This is a genomic window from Kitasatospora sp. NPDC088351 (genome assembly GCF_040685575.1).
Taxonomy (GTDB): Bacteria; Actinomycetota; Actinomycetes; order Streptomycetales; family Streptomycetaceae; genus Kitasatospora.
Genome location: NZ_JBFBIL010000060.1, coordinates 1 through 22,101, shown reverse-complemented (window position 1 = coordinate 22,101; position 22,101 = coordinate 1). Strand labels below are relative to the sequence as shown.

The following is a 22,101-nucleotide window of genomic DNA, read 5'->3' as shown; positions in this document are numbered from 1 at the left end:
CTCCGTTGAGTCGACATGACGGCTCATCAGTAGAATTGACGGATCGTCAGTTCAGTTTTTCGGCAGTGATCCACGCCACACCGGATTCGCGCTCCCTCCGGGTGGCGGGCCCGCCTTCCGGGGCCGTGCTCGGATCTGTCCGGCCGTTCGTCGGGCCCGCCGTGGTGTGCGGAGGGGTCAGTGGAACCGGTCCAGGTGCTCGCGGAGGAACGCCTCCAGGGTGCGCGGGGCGCGGCCGGTCAGCCGGGTGGCGATGTCGTCGGGGACCTCCGGCCTGGCCGCCGCGAGCTGCTGGATCTCCACGACATGGGCGGCCAGCCAGTCCGGCATGCCGGCCCGCTGGACGAGGTGCGCGTGCAGCTCCCCGGGTGCCAGGTCGAGATAGCGCACCGGCCGGCCGAGCAGCTGGCTCAGCAGCCCGGCGAGTTCCGGGTGGCTGTACGCCCGCCCGCCGGTCAGGTGGTACGTCCCGCCGGCGATCTCCGGCCGGGTGAGTGCGGCGGCGGCCACGTCGCCGATGTCCCGGCAGTCGACGTAGTTGCACGGGGCGTCTCCCATCGCGCCGTGCATCAGGCCGGCCGCCGCTATGCCGGGTGCCAGGAGCAGCAGCTTCTGCATGAAGGCGTACGGACGCAGGATCGTCGCCGTGACGCCCGAGGCCCGCAGGTGTTCCTCGATCCGGTGGTGGCCGCGCGAGACGGCGACGGGGGAGTCCGGCTCGGCGGCGGGCGCGGAGATCTTGACGATGTGCTGCACGCCGCCGGCCACGGCCAGGTCGATGGCCCGCAGTTCGTGTTCGACCTGCTGGGGCCCGTTCGCCATGGTGAGGAACAGCTGGCGGGCGCCCTTGAAGGCCTCGCACAGGGAGCCCTGGTCCCCGGCGTCGGCGAACACCGGCTCGACCAGTCGGCGGGTGTGGTCGGTGAGGCCGGCCGCGAGGCGGCCCGGGTCGCGGCCGAGTGCGCGGCTCGGCACGCCGAGTTCGGCGAGACTCCGGAGTGCGGCGCCGCCGGTGGCGCCGGTGGCGCCCATGATGACGATCATGTCGTCTGCCTTTCGAGTGGGGCTGAAATGGATCCGGATCGGATCCGGAAGGGGCCCGGAGGGTGCGGTCGGTGGGGTCAGTGCTGCCGGCGGCGGTGTGCGCGGGTGCCGCGCCAGCGCCAGGTGATCATGGTGGCGGCGATCGCCGCCGACACCGGCAGGTCGAAGCGGAGCCGCCCGGGCCACGGGCTTGCGGCCAGGGCCGGGATCCCGGGCAGCCAGTGCGCGCCGGACCAGCCGAGCAGCAGTCCGAGCGCCGCGGCGCCGAGCCCGAACCCGGCCGCCAGCAGGATGCGCGGCACCCGCACGGTCCAGGAGCGCGCCGGGCGGCGGCGCAGTCGCGAGCCGACCAGGGCTGCGACCGCGGCCGAGGTGCCGGCGATGGTGGTGCCGGCCGCGATCATCAGCTCCGGTCGGCGGGTCGCGATCCCGCCGATCCCGGCCATCACGGCGGGCATGGCGTAGGCGACCAGGACCTCGCGCCAGAGCACGAAGGGGGGTGGTGTGCCGGGGGCTTCGGCGGGGCCTTCGGTGAGCGTGTCCTGCCGTCGGGGCATGGGGGTCTCCTCGCCAGGTGATTAGGTGGCTAAGTATTTGTGTTTAGGTGGCTAACTATTGGGGCGTGAGAAGGGCGGGCCGCCTGTCGTGCGCAAGGCGGCCCCCCCGGGCCGGGTCGGGCCGGGTCGGCGTCAGTCGGCGGTCAGGGCGTTCATGCCCTCGACCAGCCGGGCCAGCAGGCCGAGAAAGACCGTGCGCTCCTCGACCGAGAGCCCGCCGACCATGGCCTGCATCCGCTCGAAGTGCTCCGGTGCCATGTCCCGCAGGCGCTGGGCGCCGCGGGTCGTCAGCATCACCACGTTGCCCCGGCCGTCATCGGTGGACGGTCGGCGGGCGACCAGGCCCTCGCGTTCGAGTCCGTCGACCAGCCCGGTCACGGTCGCCCGCGAGACGCCGAGACTGGCCGCCAGCTGGGAGGGTGACTTCTCTCCGTTGTGGTCCTCCAGGTCGGCCAGCAGCCGGTAGCGGCCGGTGGACAGGCCGAAGCGGGAGAAGTGTGCCTCTCCGGCCTGGCCGAGCCGGGCGCCCGCCGCCATCAGCCGCACCGCGACCAGTACCGCCTGCGGGTCGGCCGTCAGGCCGTAGCGGGCGATCTGTCGTCGTGCCTGGTCGAGCGTGGGTGCGCCGCTTTCGGCCGGGTGCTGCTCCATGGGAGTAATATGGCGCCTAATCAGTTGATCGGTCAAGCCTGGGCGATGGGTGTCGTTCGAAGCCGCTGTGGTCCGCCCCGGCAAGGGCGGACCACAGCGGCTCCGGTGCAGTCCCAAGGGGGGCCTGTCCGTGCTCGTCAGGCGCGGGTCGTGCTCGGGATGATCCGCGGCGGTGTCCAGTCGGCGTGCCGCAGAACCGTACGGATCATCACGCCGGGTGGGGTGAACCGGATCGCCGCGTTGCGCGCGGCGACGGCCAGCGGATGGGCGAGCTGCTGTCCCGTCCGGCCCGCCCGGCGCGCGTCGCGGGCCACCGTTCGGCTGCGCGGGCGCCGCTCGTCGTAACGCGCGAGAGCCGCCTCCACCGTCGGCGCCGAGCCGAGCGCGGCGGCCAGGGTCACCGCGTCCTCCAGTGCCTGGCACGCGCCCTGGCCGAGGTGGGGCGTCATGGCGTGTGCCGCGTCGCCGAGCAGCGCGACCCGGCCCACCGCGAACGAGGGCGGCGGCGTGACCAGTTCGTTGACGTCGTGGTGCAGGACAGCCTCCGGGCGGGCGGCGCCCGCTGCGCGGTGCTTCGAGGAGGGGCGTACCGTACCGCCGTGCAACTGATCGAGATCTCCGACCTGATCGTCGCCCACGACCCGCGCACCCGCGAGCGGCTGCCCGTCCGGCGTGCCGATGTCGTCGAGCGGCTGCGGCGAACCGGGCAGCACCGCGCGGCCAGGATCGCCGAGGGCCTGCCCGCGGCCGGCGGAATCCTCGACCCGGCCGCCGTCGACCGCCGACTGGTGGCCGTCCACACCGAACTCCAGCGCCTCAGCGAGGAACTGCGCCTCGGCGACCGGCTCGCCGCCCTGCTGCGCCCGCTGCTCGACGCCGTCCGCCAGACCCGGCCGGGACCGGTACGGATCGTCGACATCGGCTGCGGCCTCGGCTACCTCGTCCGGTGGATCGCCGCCACCGGCGTCCTCGGACCGGACGTCGAACTGCTCGGCGTCGACCTCAACGCCGCCCTGGTCGCCGAGGCCGAACGGCTCGCCCGCGCCGAACACCTGCCCTGCCGCTTCGTCCACGGTGACGCCTTCCAACTCGACGAACCCGGCACGGTGTACGTCTCCACCGGGCTGCTCCACCACTTCCGCGACGCCGACCTCGACGCCTTCTTCGCCGCCCAGGGCCGGCCCGGTACGGTCGCCTTCTGCCACTACGACATCGCCGCCACCGGCCTCGCCCCGATCGGCGCCTGGGTGTTCCACCGAGCCCGCATGCGCGACCCCCTCGGACGCCACGACGGCGTGGCGTCCGCCCGCCGCGCCCATGACGACGCCACCCTGCTGCGTGCCGCCGCCCACGCCCGAGGCCTCGTCCCGCTGCTCTACGAGCCGCGCGGCCACAGCAACCCGTTCTGCACGACCCTGCGTCCGGTGCTCGGCGTGCTTCCCGAACTCGTCGCCCCACTGAGCGCCGCCCTGGACCGGAACGCCCGCCGCCTCGTCGGAGCCGCCGGGTGAGTGCCGTCCTGCTTCTCCTCCTCGGCCTCCTCGACGCGGCCTTCGCCGGCTTCCGCGCCTCCAACGGGCGCGACGGCCGGATCCGCCGTGCCGCCGGCAACCGCCGGGCCGCCCTGCGCGGTCTCGCTCACGGCGCGCCTGGCCTGCTCGCGGCGGCCGCCGTCGCCGGGGCGGTCCTGCTCGGGTCGGACGACCCGGCGGCCCGCTACCGCGAACTCGACGAGGCGGGCCTGCGAATGCTCGTGGTCTACGGGCCGTACAGCGCCCTGGTCCTGGGCAGCCTGGCCTGCTACCTGGTCGGACCGTTCCGGCTCAGCACCCTTGCCATGATCATCGGTCTTGGCCCGCTCACCCTGTTGCGCCCGCCGGTCGTCGTCGCCGGTGCGGTGGCGGCCGCCTGGCAGAGCCTTCCGGCGGCCGTGGTCGCTCTCACGGCGGGCGTCGCCGTTCTTCTGGTGGAGCCCGTCGTCCACCGCCGCTGGTACACCGAGCCGCTCTGACGGTCACTCCGGCGCCGTGTCCGGTCTCGGTTCTGACGTCCGAGCGGCGTCGAGCCTGCGGCGGGTACGGGGGCGGGGCTGGATTCGGGGCCTGCCCGGTGGTGTCTGTGGTGCCCAGGGGGTGGTCGGGTCGGCGGGTATGACGCCGCATGGCTTCCTCCTCGGTGGCTGGTCCCGAGCTTCTGCTCGACCGGGTGACGGGACATTAAGCGGTGCCACTGACAATGCGGCGGGGAAGGCGCTTCGGAAGATTCCAAGAAAAGGACGTACTGTCACATTAATTCGTATAGGGATTCCCTTGCTCAAACGCCCGTGCTAGCGTGCGGCCGTCAGCTTCTCAGAGTCGAGAAAGTGGGGTCCTGGCATGGGGCAAGAGTTCTCCCGTCGTGGATTCCTCGGCAGCGCCGGAATGGCCACGGTCGGGGTTTCCGGCGCCTCGCTGGGCCTGGCGGACGTCACCGCCGCCGCCGAGGTGGCGGCGGTGCCCGAGGGGCAGTCCGTGCTGCCGGACGACTCTCGCTACCAGACGCTCAGTCAGGGCTTCAACCAGCGCTGGGGCAGCCGGCCCGCCTACATCCGGCTGGTGGGAAACGAGGCGGACGCGGTGGCGGAGCTGAGGGCGGCGCTCGACAGCGGTCTGCGGCCGACGATCCGGGGCGGCGGGCACTGTTACGAGGGGTTCGTCGACAATGACAAGGGCGTCATTCTCGACCTCAGCACCATGCGCGGCGTCCGCGCGGCGAGGGACAAGTTCGGCAGGCCGAGTTACTGCGTGGAGGGCGGTGCCACCAACTGGGACATCTACACCACCCTCTTCCGCAAGCACGGTGTCACGCTGCCCGCCGGCTCGTGCTACTCGGTCGGTGCCGGCGGCCACATCTGCGGGGGCGGGTACGGGGTCCTGTCCCGGCGGCACGGGTTGACGGTCGACCACCTGGTCCAGGTCGACGTGGTGACCGTCCGGGGCGGCACGGTCGAGGTGGCCAGGGCCCACCGGGACGACGGCGAGGGCTCGCCGGAGAAGGATCTCTTCTGGGCGCACACCGGAGGTGGTGGCGGGAACTTCGGGGTGGTCCTGCGCTACCACTTTGCCCGGAACATCCCAAGGCCGCCGCCGAGGGTCTGGCTGAGCAGCGTCGCCTGGCCCTGGGAGGACTTGGTGAACCGCCCTGAGGATTTCCGCACACTGCTGGACAACTTCGGCGCGTTCCTGATGGAGCACAGTGGAAAGGAGGAGCAGGTCTATCAGGGGTTGTTCTCCATTCTCATGCTCACCCACCGGTCGAACGGGAACGTCGTTCTGTTCAGCCAGTGGGACGAGGACGATCCGGCGCCATTGGAGGAATTCCTGGCCGCCATGGAAAGGGGGATCAGGACCAGATCGGTCGTTCAGACCCACGTCGCCGGAGGACTTTTCCTGCCCTATCCGGACAAGCGCCGTCAGATGCCGTGGTTCCAGGCCACCATGACGCTCAACTCATCCGGTGACAACCAACGAGGCAAGTACAAGTCGGCCTACCATCGCCGACCCTTCACCACTGCCCAGATCGGGGCCTTCTGGGCAGGTCTGACGAGGGACGTCCCGGGCGTCGACCTCGGGCGGACGCTGGTGCAGATCGACTCCTACGGCTGCAAGGTGAACGACCGGCTGCCTGCGGACACCGCCGTGCCGCAGCGGGACTCGATCATGAAGCTGCAGTACCAGACGTACTGGACGGACCCGGCCCATGACGCCGCCCACCTGGGCTACCTCAGGGGCCTTTACCGGGACGTCTACCGGGAGACCGGTGGCATCCCGGAGATCGGTGCCGACACCGATGGTGCCTATGTCAACTACCCGGACGTCGATCTCGGCCTGGCCGGCCAGGCCGACCCCGCCTACCAGCGCCTCTACTACAAGGAGAACTACGCCCGGCTGCAGCGGACCAAGAAGATCTGGGACGAGGGGGAGGTGTTCCATCACGCGCAGTCGATCACGCTGCCGAAGCCCTGACCGTCCGCATACTTCGCTGGGGCTGGGGCTGGGGCTGGGGCTGGGGCTGGGGCCGGGGCCGGGGCCGGGGCCGGGGCCGGGAGTCCGGGCTGGGTCGGCGCATCCGGTACGGCCGGGATGCGGACACTGCCGCCGGGGCGCAGGGTCGAGGTATGAGCGGAGTGATCGTGCTGGTCGAGCTGGAGTCGGCCACGGAGGTGCTGGACGCGGGAGAGGTCGACGTGGGTGCCCGGGTGCGCTGGGTGCACGCGGCGCCCTCCGATCCGGATGTACCGGAGGACCCGGGGCCACTCACATTCTGCGGAATCGACACCGGTGACCTCGAACGGGAGCCGTACCGGCCGACCGGACCGGGCCGGCCCTGGTACCCGCCGTCGCAGCGGACTCGGCGGTGCCGGGCGTGCGAGGCGGCACTCAGGGCCCGCTGACCGCGGCCCGCCCGACCGCGACCGAATCTGCGGTGTGGTGCGGCAGGGCAGGGCATGGCGCGGCACGACGCAGTACGGCCGTGGCCCGTCCTCCGGACTGACCCGACCGACTGGGTCGACCGACCGACCGACCGACCGGGTCGGCCGGACAGGCCAGGGCCGAAGTGACCTCCCGGGGCCGCTCCGCGCGGGGTTGGGCTTCGACCGTGGGGCACGCTCCTGCCGGGCCGGGCCGGGCCGGGCCGGGCCGCGGCAGCCGAGGCCGCTCGGTGTCTCCGGCGTGGTCACGCGATCAGGAGGCCCCCTCGATGAGTCGGCCGTCGCGGAGCTCGACCACCCGGTCGGCCAGCTCGATCAGGTTCTGGTCGTGGGTCGCGACCAGAACGGTGACGCCCTCGCTGCGGACGACCGCGCGCAGCAGCTGCATGATCGAGCGGCCGGTCTCGGAGTCCAGCTGCCCGGTGGGCTCGTCCGCGATGATCAGGTCCGGTTCGTTGGCGAGCGCGCGGGCGATGGCGACGCGCTGCTGCTGCCCGCCGGACAGCTCGCCCGGGCGCTGGTTGGCGTGGTCCGCGAGGCCGACCAGCGCCAGCAGGGTGTGGGCGCGCTCCTCGCGCTGCGCGGCCGGGATCTTGCGCAACCGCATCGGCACCCCGACGTTCTCGGCGGCGGTGAGTACCGGGAGCAGGCCGAAGGACTGGAACACGAACCCGATCCGGTCCCGGCGCAGCGCGAGCCTTCCGTCTTCGTCCAGGCCGGCCATGTCGGTGCCGTCCAGGCTGATGGTGCCGCTGGTCGGGGCGTCCAGCCCGCCGACCAGGTTGAGCAGGGTGGTCTTGCCCGAGCCCGACCGCCCCTTCAGGGCGGTGAGTTCGCCGCGCCCGATGGTGCACGAGACGCCACGCAGCGCGTGCACGGTTCGCTCCCCGGTGCCGAAACTGTGCCAGAGGTCGGTGACGGTCACCATGGGAGCGGTGACGGTGCCGACCGGTTGCTGCGTCATACGGCGGCCCCCTGGATGTGTTCCTCGGCTCTGCGGTCCGAGGTGTGGTGTGAGGTGTGATGCCTGGATGGTTTCAGGCGTATTGCATGATGTGTCCATGGCGTATTGACGGTGTGTCATGCGGGCTAACGTCGTCAATGCCGAGAATTTGCTCACTACTTACATGTTTCGCGCAAGTCCCTTCCGTTCTTGCAGTGAATCTGACAGCATCGTCCGCTATCCGGTGATCAAGCGCCGGTGATCACTGCCTCGGTGCGTGACAGGCATTCATCCCTGGCCGGAATCTGTCCGGAACAGGCAGCCGCGCGGAACCGGGACGAACCAGGGGGAGGAACGGGATGCTCGGCTTTGTCGTGCGCCGTCTGCGCGGGCGACTGTCGTTGGCCGCCGCTGTCCTGGTCACCATGCTGATCACCACGGCGGTGCTCACCGCGCTGGTGGCGTTCAACAGCACGGTCGGCGAAGCGGGCCTGCGCCAGGCGCTGCAAGGGGCTGGCCGCAACAGGGCCAACGTGCTGGTCACCAGCGAACACGGCCTCGACGGGCGGGCCAAGGACGACGAGGCGATCGGCGTCTACGGCGGCAGGCTCTTCGGCGACTTCCCGGTCCACACCGAGAGCCTCACCCGCAGCCGCTCGTACGGACTCCCGAGCAACGGCACCCCCCGGCCGGCCGACACCGCCGGGACGCCGTCGGGCACCGGTGGCCAGCCGGACCTCACCCTGTTCGCCAGCCTCGACCACGAGCACGTCCGACTGGTCGCCGGCAGCTGGCCCGCCGCCGGGCAGGGGAATGTCCAGACGGTCGTCCCGCAGACCGCGCTGGCCCGGCTCGGCCTCACCGCCGACGCCCTGCCCGCCGAGGTCCGGCTCGACGACCGCTACGGCGGCCCGCCGCTCACCGTCCGTGTCACCGGCGTCTACCGCGCCACCGACACCGCCGACCCGTACTGGGGGCTCGATCCTCTGGGCGGGCGTGAGATCCAGGCGGGCGGCTTCACCACCTACGGTCCGCTGCTGGTCGACGACAGCGCCTTCACCGCCGCCGGCGTCGTGCAGGACGGCCGCAGCTGGCTGCTCAGCCCGGACCTCGCCGGCATCAGCGCTTCCGAAGCTGCCGCCCTCCGTGACCGGGCCACTCTCCTCGCCGACCAGTACAAGGGCACCACCGGCCTCCAGATCAAGAGCGAACTACCCACTCTGCTGACTGAATTGGAGTCCAGCGCCCTCGTCGCCCGCTCCACTCTGATGATCGGTGCCCTGCAGCTGAGCGTGCTCGCGGCCGCGGTTCTCCTTCTGGTCGTCCATCTGATGGCAACCCGGCAGGAGAGCGAGAACGCCCTGCTGGCGGCCCGCGGTGCCTCCAGCGTCCGTCTCAGTGTCTTCACCGCCACCGAGTCGCTGCTGCTCGCCCTGCCCGCAGCGCTGCTCGCGCCCCTGTTCGCTCCGCTCCTGCTGCGCGCCCTCGCCAGCTACGGGCCGCTCGCCCGGGTACCCCTCGACACCGGCGTGAGCCCTGCGCTCTGGCCGCTCGCGGCCGCCTGCGCCCTCGCCTGCGTCCTGCTCACCATCACACCCGCCCTGTTGCGCGGCGCCGGCCGCGCAGTGCTGCGCCGCGCGGGACGGCGCCAGACGGCCGTCACCAACGCGGTCCGCTCCGGCGCCGACCTCGCGCTGCTCGTCCTGGCGGGCCTCGCCTACCAGCAGCTCAGCCAGTACAGCGGCGGGCTGTCGACGGACGCCTCGGGCCGACTCGGTCTCGACCCCGTCCTGATCGCCGCCCCCACCCTGGCCCTCTGCGCCGGCACCCTGCTGGTACTGCGGCTGCTGCCGTTCGCCGCCCGGCTCGGCAGCCGACTGGCCGCCCGTGGCCGCGGTCTGGCACCAGCCCTGGTCGGCTGGCAGCTGGCCCGCCGCCCCGGCCGGGCCACCGGCCCCGTCCTGTTGCTGGTGCTGTCCGTCTCCACCGGTGTGCTGGCGCTCGGCCAGCACAGCACCTGGTCCGCCTCCCAGCACGACCAGGCCTCCTTCGCCACCGCCGACGGCCTGCGGATATCCGCCTCGGAGACGGCCCCGATGGGACAGGGCGGCCGTTACGGCTCCCTGCCCGGAGGCGACCGGCTGATACCCGTGACCCGCGAGGAGCGGAGGCTGCCCGACGGCAGCACCGGGCACCTGCTCGCCCTGGACGCCGCCGGGTTCGCCGACCGCGTCCCGGTCCGTTCCGACCTGCTCGACGGGAAGAGCCGCCAGGAGGTGTTCGCCCCGCTCGCCGAGCCCGCGCCCACCGGGCCACAGGCCGGTCTGCCGCTGCCCGGCCACCCGCTGCGTATCGAGGCTGACATCAACATCAGCCCGAGCAAGCCGTCGGACGAACACCCGCAGCTCTGGGCGCTGATCCGCGACCGCTTCGGCAGCACCTACCGCATCATGCTGTCCGGCGTTCCCGCCGACGGCGACGCCAAGGTCACCGCGGACCTCACCGCGCTCACCGACGCCCCGCTCGGCTCCGCCGCAGCGCCGCTCACCCTGTCCGGCGTGGTCGTCGGGTTCGACGCGCAGTACGGCGGTGCGCTCCACGGCAAGCTGACCGTCCGCCGGATCGCCGTCGCCGACACCGCGACCGGCCCGGCCACGGTGGTTCCCGTACCGGCCGACCTGACCTGGAGCGCCAGCGCCTTCGTCCAGGACGGCCCTCCCCTCTCCGCCGTCCTGCCCACGGAGACCGGCGGCCAGCAGCTGTTCAAGCTCGAGTACGTGCCGGGCAGCCTGTCCGCCCGCAGCCAGCGCGTCACCGTCGTTCCCGCCGGTGCCCCCGCTCCGGTGGAGGTCCCAGGCGTCGCCACCCACGCCTATCTGGCCGCCGTCGGCTCGGCCGTCGGCGAAACCATCCGCGTTCCCCTCGGCAGCGCCGACCTGCCGGTCAAGATCACCGCCGCGGTCGAGGCGCTGCCCGTGGCGGGCACAACGGCGCTTGCCGTCGACCTCGCCACCGCCGGCCGCTTCCTCGCCGCCGGGGGCAAGGAACTGCCGGGACCCACCGAGTGGTGGCTGCCCGCCACCGGCCCGGACGACCGGACACCTGGCGAGGCCGCCGCCGTGCTGCGGACCACCCCCGGTGCACAGAACCTGCAGCTGCGGGACGAGGTGGCCGACGATCTGCTCAGCGACCCGCTCAGCGCCGCCCCGCAGAGCGCGCTCGCCGCCATCGCCCTGGTCACCGCCGTCCTCGCCTCGATCGGCTACGCCGCCGCCTCGGCCGCCTCCGCCCGCGAGCGCTCCGGCGAGTTCGCGGTGCTGCTCGCCATCGGCACACCCCGGCGGTGGCTGCGACGGACGGCCGCCGCCGAACAGGCCCTGCTGGTGGGACTCGGAAGCGTCGTCGGCCTCGGCCTCGGCGCCCTGATCGTCCAGCTGATCGTCCCGCTCGTGGTGCTCACCCCCGCGGCCCGCAGGCCGGTGCCCGAAGTCCTGGTCGACCTGCCGTTCGGCTGGGCCGTGCTGCTCGCGGGCGCGATCACCGCCGTTCCCCTGTTGTCGGCCTTCGTCAGCGGACGCCGTCGTCGAGACGTGGCCGCCCGGCTGCGGCACGTGGAGGAGATGTGACCAGCCCGGCCGGTACCGGCGCGCCCGCCCCCGCCGACGCCCACCCGAAGACCGACTACCGCCCCGCGCCCTGGGTGCGCACCCGGCTGCGTTCGGCGCCGCTCGCCGCACTGCTCATGGCGGCGCTCGCCTTCGGCACCGTTTTTCTGGCCGTCGCGTTCCCACGAGTGCTCGACCGGGGGAACGACGACGCGCTGCGCGAGTTGCTGCGCAGCCGCGGCCCGGGCTGGACCAGCATGGTCGCCACCTCGAACCACCGTTTCGGCACGGCGGACCTCGACCAGGTGGCGGTGAAGCTGGCCGCCCGCACGGGAAAGACGTTTCACTACGAGTCGAGCGGCCTGGTCTACGGCGTGCGCAGCAACACGACACGCCCGCTGGTCAATCCCGGACTCGCCAAGATCGACGAGGCGGCGACCAAGCTCAACCTGCTCTATCTGAACGGCCTCACCGAGCACGCCACCCTGGCGTCGGGCCGATGGCCCGGCGGGGGCACCGAGACCGGACCGGTCCCGATCGCACTCAGCACCAACGCCGCCGCCACGATCGGCGCCAAGCTCGGCGACATCCTCGAGACCGGCGGCCCCGAGGAACCCCAGGCCGAGGTGGTCGGCCTGTACACCCCCAACGACCTGCACGACCCCTACTGGACCGATCTGTCCTGCGCCGAAGCCGCCTGCCTGTCCACCAAGGGCGGCTGGCAGACCGCCGGTGTCGTCGGCGGTGACGCTCTGTCCCGGATCGAGGTGTGGGGGTACGGAGCGGTGGACTTCTGGCGGATGCCCGTCGACACCGCCGCCCTGCGCGCCGATCTGCTGCCCGAGACCAACGCGGAGGTCGCCTCCTTCCTGGCCGGCCCCACCGGCGTGGGGCTGGCCGTCTACACCGGCCGACAGGACCTGGCCATCAACTCCACGTTGCCCCAGCTGTTCAAGCAGGCCACCGCCCAGCAGGCCGCCGCCGCTCCGGTCGCCGCGATCGGCCCGGCCGGCCTGGCCGGAGTCGCCGCCGTGGTGCTCTGCCTGGCCGCCGCTCTCACCGCCGACCGGCGCGCCGCCGAACTACGGCTGCTCCAGGCCCGCGGCGGATCGCGCGGAGGTGTGCTGCTGCGTCTGCTCGGTGAGGGCGCGGTGGTCCTCCTGCCCGCCGCGGCGGTCGCGACGGCGCTCGCCCTCGTACTGTTTCCCACCCCGCGCTGGACCGGCGCCGTCCTCGCGGGCCTCGCCACCACCCTGCTCGCCCTGCTGAGCTTCCCGGTCCGCGCGTCCGTGCTCTGGTCCGCGCCGCGTGCCCTCGGAGGACGGCGCCGGCTGGTCGCCGAGTCCGCCGTCCTGGCCGTCACCGTCGCGGCCGTGCTGGCGGTCCGGCGACACGGGGTCGCCCCGCCCGGGGAGGGCCTGGACCCGCTGCTGGTCGCCGCTCCGCTGCTGCTCGCCCTGACCGGCGGACTGCTGCTCGCCCGGCTCCAGCCGCTGCTGGTCGGAGCGCTCGCCCGGCTGGCCGGCCGTCGCCCCGGGCTCGTCGGATTCCTCGGTCTGGCCCGCGCCGCCCGTGGCACCGGCGGCCGCACGGGCCCCCCGATGCTGCCGCTGCTCGCGCTGCTGCTCGCGGTCACCACCGCGGGCTTCGGGGCCACCGTGCTGGACACGATCGACAGCGGACGGCTGCGTTCCGCCCGGATCGCCACCGGCGGCGACGCCTCCCTCGCCGTACCGATCGGCGTCAACCTGTCGCCCGGCTTCCTTGCGGCGGCGGCCGCGCTGCCCGGAGTGCGGACGGCCGTGCCCGCCTACACCGAGTCCGAGGGCTTCCTCCTCGGTACCGGTGACGGGTCCACCCGGACCACCGTGGTGGTCGTCGAGCCCGAGGCGTACGCCGAGCTGTCCCGCACCGTCGGGCGCGGCGAGTTCGACCCGGCCGTGCTCGCGGGCGGAACCGGCGGCGCCGACTCGCCCGTTCCGGCCCTCTTCAGCACCGAACTCGCGAAGAAGGGCATGGACGGTAACCACCGTCTGCGCCTGCCCAACGGTGGCGAACTCGTCACCACCGCGGCAGGAACGGTCGACGGCACGCCCGCGCTCCCGGGCCTGGGCCGACGGTTCGTCGTGCTGCCGGCCGGACCGGCGGTCGCACGGGTTCCCGAACTCGGCCACCTGAATGTCTGGCTCGCCACGGGCGACGTGGACGAGCGGCAGCTGAAGGGACTGGTGCGCACGCTGGCGGCCTCGATCAAGGAGGGCGCCGCGGCCGCGGCGGACTGGTCCCAGGCGGTGGCGCCTGCCTCGTCGCCCACCTCCGGTTCTGCCAAGCCGTCGGTGCCCGCGTCGTCCGCGCCGGCCCCGGCGTCCACGTCGGCGTCCTCCGCGTCCGCCCCGGCCCCCGCGAGCGCCGACCCCGACGCCGTACCCAACGGCTACCTGGTGAAGACCAGCGCGACCGTGGCCGCCGAACTCGCCGCCGACCCGCTCCAGCGCTCGGCGAGCCGGCTGTTCTGGGTCGCCGTGATCGGCGCCGCCGCCTTCGCCCTCCTCGCCGTGCTGCTGACGCTGCTTCGCGCCGCCCCCGAACGCGTCGCCCTGCTCGCCAGGCTGCGCACCATGGGCCTGCGGCCCCGGCAGGGTCTGGCGTTGATCGTCGCCGAGACACTGCCGCAGACCCTGGTCGCCGCCTTCGGCGGCGGACTGGTCGCCCTGGCCGCGGTCGCCCTGCTCGGGTCGGCGTTCGATCTGTCGGTGCTGATCGGCGCGGACGTCCCGGTCGGCCTGCGGCTCACCGTGATGCCCGTTCTGGTGCAGACACTCGGCCTGGCCGCCCTGGTGTCCGTCGGCGTACTGGCCGAGGCGTTCGTCTCCGGCCGGCGCCAGATCACCACCGAACTGCGGGCGGGGGACCAGCGGTGACCACCACCCCGGAGACGCCATACCCGGACGGTACGGGAATCAGCTCGCGGCAACCGCGACCAGGAGTGCGCCCAGGCGCAGCGGTGACAGGAGACCAGTGGTGAACAGCGCCCCCCAGACCCGGCCGGACGGCCAGACCCCCACCTTTCAGGAGCTCCAGGACCAGGCACGCGCAGCCGCGGCACCGAAGGCGTACGGCGCGGGCGCGGCCATCGTCTGCGACCGTCTGGTCCGTATCTTCAGCGCCGAGGGAATCGAGGTGCAGGCGCTCCAGGGGCTGGAGCTGACCATCCGGCAGGGCGACCTGGTGGCTCTGGTCGGTGCCTCCGGCAGCGGCAAGTCGACCCTGCTCACCATTCTGGCCGGGCTCGACGTCCCGACCGCCGGCAGCGCGGCCGTGGCCGGCTGCGAGCTGCTGGACATGTCCCCCCGTGAACGCCTGCGCTACCGCCGTGAGGTGGTCGGCTTCATCTGGCAGCAGACCGCCCGCAACCTGATGCCCTTCCTCACCGCCGCCGAGAACGTCGCGCTGCCGATGCAGCTGCGCGGCCGCCGGGGCGGGCCGGGCGGGGCGAAGCAGCAGGCCGCCCGGGTGGCGGAGCTGCTGGAGGCGCTGGAGATCGGCCAGCTCGCCCACCGCCGCCCCGCCGAGCTCTCCGGCGGACAGCAGCAGCGGGTCGCCATCGCCGTGGCGATGGCCAACAACCCGCCCGTCCTGCTCGCCGACGAGCCGACCGGCGAGCTCGACTCGGAGACCGCGGCCACCATCTTCGAGGCGTTCCGCACCGTCAACCGTGAACTCGGCACCACCGTCGTCATCGTCACCCACGACCCGATGGTGGCGGGTGAGGTGCGTCGCACGGTCGCCATCCGGGACGGCCGGACCAGCAGCGAGGTGCTGCGCCGCACCATCACCGACGAACACGGCGAGGAGTCGATCAACGAGCGCGAGTACGTGATGCTGGACCGCACCGGCCGGGTGCAGCTGCCGGTCAAGTTCCTGGAGGCGCTCGGCATGGAGCACCGGGTCGCCGTCGATCTGGCCGCCGACCACATCGCCGTCAGCCCGGACGACCTGGCCGGCCACGGAGCGGACGGGCCCTGAGACGGGCAGCCGCCGGTACGGGCGTGCGGCACTGATGCGGCGGGCGGCGGGCGGACGGCCCTGGGCATCCTCGGGGCGGGTGGCGATGGGATGCTGAGGCCGACGTTCCGGGTGAGAGGTGCCGCATGAGCAGCCGAGTGAGGGTGCTGAGGAAGCAGAACCGGCTCAGCCTGGAGGCGCTGGCGGCGCGGGTCGGGGTGACCAAGAGCTACCTCTCCAAGGTGGAGCGCGGTCTCAGCGACCCGTCGATCTCGACCGCGCTGAAGCTCGCGCACGCGTTGAACGTCGATGTCAGCCGGCTGTTCTCGGACGAGGTGGAGCCCGAGCTGGTCACCGTGGTCCGGGCCGGCGAACGGACACCGATGGCGGACGGGGCCGGCCCCGGCGCCCCGCGCTACGAGGGCATCGCGACCGGCCTCAGCGGCAAGCGGATGGTGCCGTTCATGATGTACCCGCCGATCGAGCCGGCCGACTCGCCGTTCAAGTCCCATGCGGGTGAGGAGTTCTTCTTCGTCCATGCCGGGACGGCCGAGCTGGGGTTACCCGAACGGACCGTCCGGCTCGGCCCGGGCGACAGCGTCTACCTCAACTCGGCGCTCCCGCACCGCTGCCGGAGCACCGGCGCCGAGCCGGCCGCGATCCTGGTGGTGATCCACGACGATCCGGCCGGCCCGGCGGACCGGGTGCCGACGCTGCCCTGACCACCCGTCAGCGTGCGGTCGTCGGCAGCAGGCCGGCCTTGATTGTGGCGGGGGTCCCGCCGCGAACCGGGCGCGTCGTGCGTAGTAGCCGAAGGAGGCCTGGCCGCGCTTGGGCGTGGAGATCCCTCCTTCGTGCGGGAACGCCGGGGAGCGGTGCGCCGCAGGGCGTGCGGCGTCGCCGGTGCCGCACGCCGAAGCACGTGAGGAGACGTTGTCTACTTCAGGACACCTTGTGTTCTTGCGTCGAGCCGTCAACTACCGTCGCCCGTACGCTGGATCAGTCCGCTGTGCTCGGCCTCCTCCCGGAAGTCGTCCCGGGGCGCGCCCCGGTCGCCGCGGTCACGGCGGTCGCCCCTCGCCGCGGCGGTGCAGAGGGCGAAGACGAGCAGGGCGCCGGCCGCCACGGCGAGGATGCCGAGCGCGGTCAGGACGCGAAGCCAGGTCACGGAGGGCGCCTCCCGGGGGCGGTGCAAGGGAGCGTCGCCGGGAATATCGGCAGACCGGCCCGCACGGTCGAGTGTCCACGGACGGCTCCGCGGAACGCCCGCCGCACGGGGGAGCGCGCACGCGGGCGGGCGAAGCGCCAGAGGCGCGCGAAGCCTCACCGCGCGCCCCTGAGGTGCCCGCCGGCGGCCGCCGGTTCTCTAGGGCTTGTCGCCCGCCGTCGCCGCGCCTCCGACCTGCGCCCGCAACGCCGCGAGGTCCGGCTTCCCGGTCTCGCTCAACGGAATGCCCGGCAGGACCAGGATCGTCGACGGATCACAGAGCGGCCCGCTGCGTTCGAGCACCCACCGGTGCAACTCGGCCGCCGTGACCGTCGCCCCGGGCTCCGTGGTCACGGCCGCGTGCACCCGCTCCAGCCGGTCCCGGCCGGTGGTGGAGAACATCACCGCCTGGCGCACCCGAGGGTGCGCCAGCAGCGGCTGCTCGACATCCCGGGGAAACACGTTGTGCGCGTCCACGACCGCCATCGCCTCCCGTCGACCGGTCACCGTCAGATACCCGGCCGCGTCCAGGAAGCCCAGGTCGCCGGTGTGCAGCCAGCCGTTTCGCAGCACCCGCGCCGTCAGCTCCGGATTGCGCCAGTACCCCGACATCGCCGTCGGAGTCCGTGCGCAGATCTCCCCGGTCCGGCCGGGCGGCAGCGGCCGGCCCTCCTCGTCCAGGATCCGTACCTCGGTGTCCGGGAAGGGGCGTCCGGCGGTGGTCAGCAGCCCCGGGGCGAGATGTTCGTCCGGCGTGAGCCGGGTGACCGGCCCGCACTCCGTCAGGCTGTACGTCTGGTGCAGCACCCGCCCGATCCGGCGGGTCGCCTCCGCCAGCCGCTCCGGCGACGGCAGGCAGCCGGTGTACGTGACCCGGCGCAGACTGCCGAGGTCGGTCCGGCCCAGCCCGGGGTGGTCCAGCACCTGGTAGAGCAGATGCGGCGGCAGGTACGCCCGCGACACCCGGTACCGCTCGACCGCCGCCAGTACCGCCCCCGCCGCGAACCCGTCCTGCAGCACCACCGAGCCGCCCGCCGCCAGCGCCAGATCCGCCGTGGTGCCGCCCCCGTGGCAGAGCGCCGTGCAGAGCAGGAAGGCGGACGCGGCCACCAGCGGCGGCCGGGGCGGACGGGCGAAGTGGCGCAGCACGCCCTTCGGCCGCCCGGTCGAACCGCCGGTGAACCGCACCGCCATGACGTCGCCCGGCCGGTATCCGGGCGCCAGCGGCGCCGGCGAGAGCGGCGCCGCCAGCCCCAGCAGATCCTCCCCGAGCGGGGTCGGGCCCAGCGCCAGCAGGACCGCCCCGGGCAGCGCCCCGGCGATCCGGCCCGCCGCCGCGCCGAACCGGTCCGGGTCGAAGACCAGCGCGGCCGTCTGCGCCTCCTCGGCCATCGCGACCTGGTCCGCCACCGGGCGGTCCGTGTACAGCATCGCCACCCGGCAGCCGATCTGGTTCGCCGCCAGCCGCACCAGCACCGCTTCCGGCCGGTTCCCGGACAGGACCGTCACCCCGTCACCGGGCCCGAGGCCGACGGCGAGCAGCGCCCGCGCCGTCCGGTACACGTCGTCCAGACACTCCTGCGCCGTCAGTGCCCGCTCCCCGTACCGGATCGCCACCCGCCCCGGATCCCGCGCCAGTCCCTCCAGCACCATTCCGGTGAGCGTCGCCGCCCCGGATCCCGCGCCCGCGTCCGGCCCGGCCGTTCCCAGCGTCCCCGTCACGTCACGCCCTCCACCGATCCCGATACGCCATGCCGACTCCGGCTCCCGCACCGATGCCGACGCCATTGCCCGAACGCCAAATTCTGACGGTCCATCACATCGGCGCCCACCCTAGGGCACTCGGTGGCGGGGTCCGGACCGGCTGCTCCCCGGTCCGGCGGCAGTTGTTATCGTTCCGGGTCGGGCACGGACGGGGATGAGTGAGCACAATGGACAGGCCGACCACGCGGGGCGGGCAGACCGCGGTACGCCAGGGCGCGCAGGCGCGGGGCGCGGAACAGGGGGCGCAGGCCGGGATGGAGCCGCGAGGCCTGGTCGACCTGCGGGGCGCTGCCGGGGCGCCGTTCACCGCCCACTACCCGGCGGACGCCGTCGTGGTCGTCTCGGGCCTCCCCGGCAGCGGCAAGAGCACCCTGCTGCACCGTTGGTCCGCCCAGGCTCCCGGGGCGGCCACCGTCGACCCGCGCGCCGTCCACGAGGCCTGTGAGGCGGTGATGCCCGCCCGCCTGCCGTACGCGGTCTACCGGCCGTGGGCCCGCCTGGAGCACTTCCGCCTGCTGCGCGCCACCGTCCGGCGGGGCGGGCCGCTGCTGGTCCACGACTGCGGCAGCCGCGCGTGGATGCGCCGCTGGCTCTCCCGTACGGCCGCCCGGCAGGGGCGGACGCTGCACCTCGTCCTGCTCGACGTCGGCGCCGAGACCGCCCTCGCCGGCCAGCGGGAGCGCGGTCGCTGGGCCTCGCGCCGGGCCTTCGCCCGCCATCGCCGAGGGCTCGACCGCCTCCTGGCGGCGTTCACCCGGCACGCTCGCGGCGCCGCCCCCGCACCCGCGCCGGAGGCCGTCTCCGTCCTCCTGCTCGACCGCGTCTCCCGCGAACGTGCCGCCGCCATCCGGTTCGGCCCGGCCCCGCGGGACGGGTGAGGCGGCGTCGGCCCACCGGGTGGGCCCGGTCGACGCCCGTGACGGGCCGGGGTTCCGTACGGGGGAGACTGGGGCAGGAGTGACACGCGAAGCTGATCCGCACGCAGAGAGGTTGTCCCGCATGCCCGGCAGCATCACCACCGAGAGCCCCTGGTTCCGCCGCTTCCATCCTGTCGACACCGCGCCCGCCCGGCTCGTCTGCTTTCCGCACGCGGGCGGGTCGGCGAGCTACTTCCTCGACTACTCCGCCGCGCTCTCGCCGTACGCCGATGTGCTCGCCGTCCAGTACCCCGGCCGGCAGAACCGGTTCGGCGAGCCGGGGATCGACTCGGTGGACGTCCTGGCGGAGCGGGTGTACGAGGCACTGCTGCCCTGGGCGGACCGGCCGCTGACGTTCTTCGGGCACAGCATGGGCGCGGCCGTCGCCTTCGAGGTCGCCCGCTGCTTCGCCCGGGACGGTGCGCCGGGACCGGTGCGGCTCGTCGTCTCCGGCGGTCGTGCGCCCTCCCGGCCCCGGGACTCGGCCGTCCACCGGCTGCCGGACGCCGAACTGCTCGCGGAGCTGGCCAGGCTGGGCGGCACCGACGAACGGGTGCTGGCCGACCCGGAGTTGCGTCTGATCATCCTGCCGTCGCTGCGCAGCGACTACACCGCCATCGAGACGTACCGGTGCGCGCCGGACGCCGTGGTGCCGCAGCCGATCACCGCCCTGGTCGGGGACGCGGATCCGCGGGCCACCCTCGACGAGGTCCGTGACTGGGCCCGGCACACCACCGCCGCCTTCGACCTGAAGGTCTTCCCCGGCGGTCACTTCTACCTGGCCGACCAGCGGCCCGCCGTGCTGGACGTGCTGGCCGCCCACCTCGGCGGCTGACCGGGTCTCGGGGAGGGCGGGGAGCCGGGGGCCGGCGCCGGGGCCGGCCGGGGTGGTCGGCCCCGGCCGACATCGAAAGTTGACACGTTTGTGACAAGCGGTCGCGCGTAAAGCCTTCCCCAAGTGTGCCGCTTTCTGGCATGTTGCGTTCAACCCCGTGCGTACCCCCTCGCGCACGGGTTGATCGGAGGACGCACATGTCACCCCTGATATCCCGGCGGCTCGGCCGACCGGTCGCCGCGCTCGCCTTCCTCACCGCCGTGGCGCTGGCCGCTTCCGGGTCGCTCGCCACCGCCGCCCCCACAACTCCCGGCGGTTCCAAGGGCGCTGTCGTCGCCTCCGCGGTCACCGCTCCGGGCGCCGCCGCCGGCTGGGTGGCGGGGACCCGGGCCTACCTGGTCATCGGCGCGCCGGGCGACACCACCGCCGCCAAGGCCGCGGTCACCGCCAACGGCGGCACGGTCTTCGCGAGTTACGACGCGATCGGCGTGGTCGTCGCCCACTCGGCGTCCGCCTCGTTCGCCGTCACCCTGCGCGGTGTCGCCGGCATCCAGCAGGTCGGAGCGACCCGGACCTCCGACGTTCCGGCGGACGCCTACAACCCGGCGCTGCCCGCCAACCCCGCGCAGGCGACGACCACGCTCACCGAGTCCAACCGCTGGGACATGACCCAGATCAAGGCCGACCGGGCGTGGGCCGTGACGACCGGTTCGCCCACCGTCAAGGTCGGGGTGCTGGACACCGGCGTGGACGACCAGCACCAGGACCTCGCGCCGAACTTCGACGCGGCCGACTCGGTGTCCTGCGCGTACGGGAAGCCGGACACCCGTACCGGGGCCTGGCGGGACGTCGACACCCACGGCACACACGTCGCGGGCACCATAGCGGCGGCGAAGAACGGCAAGGGCGTCGTCGGCGTCGCACCGGGCGTGAAGATCGCGTCGGTGCGGATAGCCGAACCGAGCAGCACCCTGTTCTTCGCCGAGAACACCGTCTGCGGCTTCGTCTGGGCCGGTGACCACGGCTTCAAGGTGACCAACAACAGCTACTACACCGACCCGTGGGCCTTCAACTGCCCGAACGACCCCGATCAGGCGGCCATCATCGAGGGCGTCAGGCGCGCCCAGGAGTACGCCGAGGGCAAGGGCTCGCTGCAGGTCGCGGCGGCCGGGAACTCCAACTACGACCTCGCCAACAAGACCACCGACACCACGAGCCCCAACGACTCGGCCCCGGTCACCCGGACCATCACCAACGCCTGCCTGGACATCCCGACCGAACTCCGGGCGTGGTGACCGTCGCCGCGATGGGCAGCGGCAGCGTCAAGGCCTCCTACTCGAACTACGGCAAGGGCGTCATCGACATCGCGGCACCCGGCGGGGACGGTGCCAACGGCGTCTACTCCACGCTGCCCGGCGGCCGTTACGGGACCAAGAGCGGCACCTCGATGGCCTCACCGCACGTCACCGGCGTCGCCGCGCTGATCGCGAGCACCAACCCGGCCCTCACCCCGGCCGACATCCGGGCCCGCCTCGCCGCCCAGGCCGCCGATGTGGCCTGCCCGGTCTCCGACAGCCGTTGCACCGGCACCACCGCGAACAACGCGTTCTTCGGCGAGGGCCAGGTGGACGCGTTGAAGGCGGTCGGCGGCAGTACTCCGACGCCCGGCGCCTACTTCGAGAACCTGAACGACGTCGCGATCGGCGACAACACCACGGTGGAGAGCCCGATCACGGTGTCGGGCGTCAGCGGCAACGCCCCCGCGGCCCTCAAGGTCGGCGTGGACATCAAGCACACCTACCGCGGCGACCTGGTGATCTCCCTGGTCGCCCCCAACGGCACCGTCTACCTCCTGGAGGACTTCCCGAACGGCGACAGCGCCGCCAACGTCGCCAGGACGTACACCGTGAACGCCTCCGCGAGCGTGGCGGCCGGCATCTGGAAGCTGCGGGTGCGCGACGGCGCCTCGGGTGACGCCGGCACGATCGACGCCTGGAACCTCACCTTCTAGCCTCCGTGTTTCGGTTCGCGTCGGCTGATCTGGGGTGATCCCTGTGTCGAAGGTCGCGGGGCTGCCGTCGGATGTTGGGCATGCCGAGGGC

Annotated in this window: 16 protein-coding genes and 2 pseudogenes; 11 read left to right on the top strand and 7 right to left on the bottom strand. The window is 73.2% G+C overall.

The window, feature by feature from the left end; genetic code table 11:
• Positions 1-177: 177 nt before the first annotated feature.
• The 4 genes and pseudogenes from AB0P06_RS30435 to AB0P06_RS30420 all read right to left on the bottom strand — a co-directional run.
• The gene (locus AB0P06_RS30435) at positions 178-1,044 is read right to left on the bottom strand and encodes an NmrA family NAD(P)-binding protein (RefSeq protein ID WP_363612974.1); all 867 of its coding nucleotides are present in this window, start codon (positions 1,042-1,044) and stop codon (positions 178-180) included.
• Between the two features lie 77 nt (positions 1,045-1,121).
• Positions 1,122-1,601 carry a hypothetical protein gene (locus AB0P06_RS30430; protein ID WP_363612972.1) on the bottom strand — a complete coding sequence of 160 codons (480 nt, stop codon included), beginning with the start codon at positions 1,599-1,601 and terminating at the stop codon, positions 1,122-1,124.
• Between the two features lie 132 nt (positions 1,602-1,733).
• Entirely contained in the window at positions 1,734-2,252 is a 519-nt protein-coding gene (locus tag AB0P06_RS30425; RefSeq protein ID WP_363612970.1) for a MarR family transcriptional regulator, read from the bottom strand.
• 137 nt (positions 2,253-2,389) lie between these two features.
• A pseudogene (locus tag AB0P06_RS30420) lies at positions 2,390-2,803 on the bottom strand (FAD-dependent monooxygenase); the annotation flags it as partial.
• 48 nt (positions 2,804-2,851) lie between these two features.
• Here AB0P06_RS30420 and AB0P06_RS30415 point away from each other — a divergent pair.
• The 4 genes from AB0P06_RS30415 (at position 2,852) to AB0P06_RS30400 (ending at position 6,684) form a co-directional block, all read left to right on the top strand.
• Entirely contained in the window at positions 2,852-3,763 is a 912-nt protein-coding gene (locus AB0P06_RS30415; RefSeq protein ID WP_363612968.1) for a class I SAM-dependent methyltransferase, read from the top strand.
• A complete protein-coding gene (locus AB0P06_RS30410; protein ID WP_363612966.1) occupies positions 3,760-4,263 on the top strand; it encodes a hypothetical protein in 504 nt (167 codons plus the stop codon). Before AB0P06_RS30415 ends, AB0P06_RS30410 begins: the two co-directional genes overlap by 4 nt.
• A gap of 364 nt (positions 4,264-4,627) precedes the next feature.
• Positions 4,628-6,256, top strand: a complete 1,629-nt coding sequence (locus tag AB0P06_RS30405; protein WP_363612964.1) for an FAD-binding protein — start codon at positions 4,628-4,630, stop codon at positions 6,254-6,256.
• 152 nt (positions 6,257-6,408) lie between these two features.
• Positions 6,409-6,684, top strand: a complete 276-nt coding sequence (locus AB0P06_RS30400) for a hypothetical protein (RefSeq protein WP_363612962.1) — start codon at positions 6,409-6,411, stop codon at positions 6,682-6,684.
• A 292-nt stretch (positions 6,685-6,976) separates the two neighbouring features.
• Here AB0P06_RS30400 and AB0P06_RS30395 read toward each other — a convergent pair whose 3' ends face one another.
• Positions 6,977-7,687 (bottom strand): ABC transporter ATP-binding protein, encoded by a 711-nt coding sequence (locus AB0P06_RS30395; RefSeq protein ID WP_363612960.1) that lies wholly within the window; start codon positions 7,685-7,687, stop codon positions 6,977-6,979.
• A 338-nt stretch (positions 7,688-8,025) separates the two neighbouring features.
• On the opposite strand from AB0P06_RS30395, the gene AB0P06_RS30390 reads away from it, so the two are divergent.
• The 4 genes from AB0P06_RS30390 to AB0P06_RS30375 all read left to right on the top strand — a co-directional run bounded on the left by AB0P06_RS30390 (position 8,026) and on the right by AB0P06_RS30375 (position 15,998).
• Positions 8,026-11,292 carry an ABC transporter permease gene (locus tag AB0P06_RS30390; RefSeq protein ID WP_363612958.1) on the top strand — a complete coding sequence of 1,089 codons (3,267 nt, stop codon included), beginning with the start codon at positions 8,026-8,028 and terminating at the stop codon, positions 11,290-11,292.
• Entirely contained in the window at positions 11,289-14,192 is a 2,904-nt protein-coding gene (locus AB0P06_RS30385) for a hypothetical protein (protein WP_363612956.1), read from the top strand. The genes AB0P06_RS30390 and AB0P06_RS30385 overlap by 4 nt, the downstream gene beginning before the upstream one ends.
• Positions 14,193-14,292: 100 nt before the next feature.
• Entirely contained in the window at positions 14,293-15,297 is a 1,005-nt protein-coding gene (locus AB0P06_RS30380) for an ABC transporter ATP-binding protein (RefSeq protein ID WP_363612954.1), read from the top strand.
• Positions 15,298-15,422: 125 nt separating this feature from the next.
• The gene (locus AB0P06_RS30375) at positions 15,423-15,998 is read left to right on the top strand and encodes an XRE family transcriptional regulator (protein WP_363612952.1); all 576 of its coding nucleotides are present in this window, start codon (positions 15,423-15,425) and stop codon (positions 15,996-15,998) included.
• Positions 15,999-16,249: 251 nt separating this feature from the next.
• On the opposite strand, the gene AB0P06_RS30370 is transcribed toward AB0P06_RS30375, so the two are convergent.
• Positions 16,250-16,444 carry a hypothetical protein gene (locus AB0P06_RS30370; RefSeq protein ID WP_363612950.1) on the bottom strand — a complete coding sequence of 65 codons (195 nt, stop codon included), beginning with the start codon at positions 16,442-16,444 and terminating at the stop codon, positions 16,250-16,252.
• Positions 16,445-16,642: 198 nt separating this feature from the next.
• Positions 16,643-18,205: an AMP-binding protein gene (locus tag AB0P06_RS30365; RefSeq protein WP_363612948.1), complete on the bottom strand. Its 1,563-nt coding sequence runs from the start codon at positions 18,203-18,205 to the stop codon at positions 16,643-16,645.
• Between the two features lie 209 nt (positions 18,206-18,414).
• Here AB0P06_RS30365 and AB0P06_RS30360 point away from each other — a divergent pair, with 209 nt between their 5' ends.
• The 3 genes and pseudogenes from AB0P06_RS30360 to AB0P06_RS30350 all read left to right on the top strand — a co-directional run bounded on the left by AB0P06_RS30360 (position 18,415) and on the right by AB0P06_RS30350 (position 22,010).
• Entirely contained in the window at positions 18,415-19,125 is a 711-nt protein-coding gene (locus AB0P06_RS30360) for an AAA family ATPase (protein WP_363612946.1), read from the top strand.
• Positions 19,126-19,246: 121 nt separating this feature from the next.
• On the top strand, positions 19,247-19,999 hold the full coding sequence (locus AB0P06_RS30355) for an alpha/beta fold hydrolase (RefSeq protein ID WP_363612944.1): 753 nt from the start codon (positions 19,247-19,249) through the stop codon (positions 19,997-19,999).
• Positions 20,000-20,196: 197 nt separating this feature from the next.
• A pseudogene (locus tag AB0P06_RS30350) lies at positions 20,197-22,010 on the top strand (S8 family serine peptidase).
• Positions 22,011-22,101: the final 91 nt, after the last annotated feature.

Excerpts from the sequence above, each read along its gene's own strand:
- AB0P06_RS30355 (WP_363612944.1), top strand. The coding sequence starts at position 19,247 with ATGCCCGGCAGCATCACCACCGAGAGCCCCTGGTTCCGCCGCTTCCAT.
- AB0P06_RS30390 (WP_363612958.1), top strand. The coding sequence starts at position 8,026 with ATGCTCGGCTTTGTCGTGCGCCGTCTGCGCGGGCGACTGTCGTTGGCC.
- AB0P06_RS30430 (WP_363612972.1), bottom strand. The coding sequence starts at position 1,601 with ATGCCCCGACGGCAGGACACGCTCACCGAAGGCCCCGCCGAAGCCCCC.
- AB0P06_RS30400 (WP_363612962.1), top strand. The coding sequence starts at position 6,409 with ATGAGCGGAGTGATCGTGCTGGTCGAGCTGGAGTCGGCCACGGAGGTG.
- AB0P06_RS30425 (WP_363612970.1), bottom strand. The coding sequence starts at position 2,252 with ATGGAGCAGCACCCGGCCGAAAGCGGCGCACCCACGCTCGACCAGGCA.
- AB0P06_RS30375 (WP_363612952.1), top strand. The coding sequence starts at position 15,423 with ATGAGCAGCCGAGTGAGGGTGCTGAGGAAGCAGAACCGGCTCAGCCTG.
- AB0P06_RS30435 (WP_363612974.1), bottom strand. The coding sequence starts at position 1,044 with ATGATCGTCATCATGGGCGCCACCGGCGCCACCGGCGGCGCCGCACTC.
- AB0P06_RS30360 (WP_363612946.1), top strand. The coding sequence starts at position 18,415 with ATGGACAGGCCGACCACGCGGGGCGGGCAGACCGCGGTACGCCAGGGC.
- AB0P06_RS30405 (WP_363612964.1), top strand. The coding sequence starts at position 4,628 with ATGGGGCAAGAGTTCTCCCGTCGTGGATTCCTCGGCAGCGCCGGAATG.
- AB0P06_RS30395 (WP_363612960.1), bottom strand. The coding sequence starts at position 7,687 with ATGACGCAGCAACCGGTCGGCACCGTCACCGCTCCCATGGTGACCGTC.